The organism is Pseudoalteromonas sp. 20-92 (genome assembly GCF_030847595.1).
In the GTDB taxonomy this organism is placed as follows: Bacteria; Pseudomonadota; Gammaproteobacteria; order Enterobacterales; family Alteromonadaceae; genus Pseudoalteromonas; species Pseudoalteromonas fuliginea.
Genome location: NZ_JANJGQ010000050.1, coordinates 1 through 2,564, shown reverse-complemented (window position 1 = coordinate 2,564; position 2,564 = coordinate 1). Strand labels below are relative to the sequence as shown.

Here is a 2,564-nt window from a genome sequence, read left to right as displayed (position 1 = left end):
CTGTCTTCAGTCTATGTTCGTGGTTCAATGAAGCGTTAGCTACATTGCCATCCTAACGCCGTCGGTGGTTGTGCCACTCCCGATGCTTGATCCTATGCATTAACTCTAATTCGTTTATCATGCAGGTACTCTTGCCAATCTAAGTTTTGTATTTACTGGCGTTAGCACCACTTCTTTTGCAATTGCCCATATGTATGCAATCATTTCTCGAGCAATGGCGGTGACAACCAGGTTGTAATGTTTCCCTTTGGCTATCATTTTTTTATAGCGCTTGCAGAGCCTAAGTTGTGCTTTCCACGCAATATCAATAATGTCCTTTGGTAAACCTTCTTGTCGTTTTTGCATATCTGTCGATATATTTGCCGCATACCGATAAGTGTGTGCGCCTTCAACGAGAAGGCGCCTCGCTCGGCCGTTTCCGCATTTTGTGATGGCGCCAATATGGCGTTTGCCACCACTCGAGTGCTCACTAGGTACAAGACCAAGATAACTCATTAATTTGCGGGGGTGGTCGAAGCGCGATAAATCGCCAAGCTCAGCAACAACGCCGGTGGCGACCAACAAACGAACGCCACGCATAGCTTGTATTGCTTTTACTACAGGATAATAACGCCACTGGTGAACATGGTGTGTTAGTTCATTGTCTAGTCTTTCAAGTCGGCTTATTCGCTCGGTAATTGTTTGTAAAAACTCTTGTAAGACAATGTGCTGCGCGGGATGTGGCAGCACAAGCTCAGTGAGCCAACGTAAATGTTTTTGTGACCAATTTGCGGTGCCTTTGTAATTAATATTATTGCGAAGCAGCAACGCTTTTAATTGATATTTAGCATCTTTTAAATCTTTCATGGCTATTTCGCGTGCACGAGATAAATCGCGTACGGCTTCATCTTCAGGCTCGGGAACATAGATAGGTGTTAAATCTTCAGATTTAAGTAATTTAGCGAGCTTAAGGGCATCACGTTTATCGGTTTTAATCTTCTCGCCTGGTTTTTTAGGAATAAGAGACGGGGCAACCACATAACAGCAATGGCCAAGGCTTGTGATTAATCTGTAAATCCAATAACCACATGGGCCAGCTTCATAAACAAAATGAAGTGTTGCGTCAGGGTATTTAGATTCAAACTGACGAACAAGCTTTTGAACGGCCGCTTTGGAAGAAGAAAATCGACCAAGGTGAACAGGTTGAGAGCCTCTATGTTCTTCAATATAGGCGACTTCATTGAATTCTTTATGTGTATCAAGTCCGACAAAAAGTATGCTATGTTTGTTCATGTTAGCCTCTGCTGTTTAGTTAATTGACAAACTAATTATGGCTCTGGCTTTGAATTAAGCTAACCCACGAAAAGCGGAGGCTAACACCGTGTGGGAGTCATTATGTCTAGTAGCCTCAAACAATGGAAGTTTTGTGAATGTCGTCTGAAGAAATTAGAGAATGGATTAAGTTTTTTGTTCTCATTATTGGTGGTTGCTTAGCACTCAGAACTTATATCGTAAGCCAAAGACAAAAGCGCTTAGACAACTCTCTAAAATTATTGGATATTTTCTTTGATAATCTTGAAGATAATGATTTGATCGAATGGAAAAGAATATTTATGGGCAGCTCTGAACCATCAGGTGCAAAACAAGGTCACTTCCATTCATCATACAACCAACAAATCCCATTCGACTCATTATTTAGAGAAGGTCCCGATGATAAAGGGGCAAACGATAGAATTGTTCAACAATTAGATCTCATCGCTTATGATGCACTAAAAGGCACTATTGATATTAGATTTATCTATTCAAGGTTAGGCCAACTAATGAATACAACATATAGGTGGTTTGGTGACGGCGAAAAATCAATTATTGCGGTTCATTATCCGCACTTTAATAAGTTAATGAAAAAATATAATAAAAAATTCAAAGATTGGCCTACAAAGGTTTACTCATATTGTGAGTAAACTCGGCAACTAACAAGTCATTGCAAAGGACAAAAATACAGTTGGCTGTTTTCGTTCCTCAACATTTTAGCCAACTAATTTTTGCCTCTGAATGGGGCGTTATATTTATAGGAGTACTAATGACAGATTTCAGAAATAAATATGGTCCAGTTGGAAATAAACTATTAGCCAACATAATGTTGTGGACGATATTTATGATAGTTTTTCTTGGTTTGTATATTTTTAAACATGGTTTAGAACCTACTCAAAACGTACCGCTAGAAGAGGTTTATGGGCTGCTTAACTGGTATTCTTTTGGTATTTTAGTTTTCTCTTCAATCATTCTTTTTACTATTTTTTCGTTTGCAACACATAAAAGTGATAAAGAGGCTGAGAAAGAGCGTGGTTCTAAATTCATGGATATAGCTCTTTCTGAATGTTCTGGCGTATTATTTAATTTCGGTTCTTCAGTTCTAGCTATCACGCTTTTTACACAAAACTGGTTGTATTTAATAGCGACAGTTTGTACATATTTTCTCGGTGTAGCAATGCACCCAAAAAAATAAATATAACAACACGCCCTGAGGTGGACAGCAAGCGCTAAAGCTCACTTTCCACCGCAAATTTTAACAGCGGTGATCCCTT

At 39.2% G+C, this 2,564-nt stretch carries 3 protein-coding genes; 2 read left to right on the top strand and 1 reads right to left on the bottom strand.

What is annotated here, in order from left to right; all coding sequences use genetic code 11:
• Positions 1–117: 117 nt before the first annotated feature.
• Positions 118–1,272 (bottom strand): IS110 family transposase, encoded by a 1,155-nt coding sequence (locus tag NRL14_RS20625; RefSeq protein WP_306725501.1) that lies wholly within the window; start codon positions 1,270–1,272, stop codon positions 118–120.
• Positions 1,273–1,409: 137 nt separating this feature from the next.
• Here NRL14_RS20625 and NRL14_RS20620 point away from each other — a divergent pair, with 137 nt between their 5' ends.
• Together NRL14_RS20620 and NRL14_RS20615 are read left to right on the top strand one after the other, a co-directional pair.
• Positions 1,410–1,940 carry a hypothetical protein gene (locus NRL14_RS20620; RefSeq protein WP_306725500.1) on the top strand — a complete coding sequence of 177 codons (531 nt, stop codon included), beginning with the start codon at positions 1,410–1,412 and terminating at the stop codon, positions 1,938–1,940.
• A gap of 119 nt (positions 1,941–2,059) precedes the next feature.
• Positions 2,060–2,485 carry a hypothetical protein gene (locus tag NRL14_RS20615; RefSeq protein ID WP_306725499.1) on the top strand — a complete coding sequence of 142 codons (426 nt, stop codon included), beginning with the start codon at positions 2,060–2,062 and terminating at the stop codon, positions 2,483–2,485.
• Positions 2,486–2,564: the final 79 nt, after the last annotated feature.

Excerpts from the sequence above, each read along its gene's own strand:
- NRL14_RS20615 (WP_306725499.1), top strand. The coding sequence starts at position 2,060 with ATGACAGATTTCAGAAATAAATATGGTCCAGTTGGAAATAAACTATTA.
- NRL14_RS20625 (WP_306725501.1), bottom strand. The coding sequence starts at position 1,272 with ATGAACAAACATAGCATACTTTTTGTCGGACTTGATACACATAAAGAA.
- NRL14_RS20620 (WP_306725500.1), top strand. The coding sequence starts at position 1,410 with ATGTCGTCTGAAGAAATTAGAGAATGGATTAAGTTTTTTGTTCTCATT.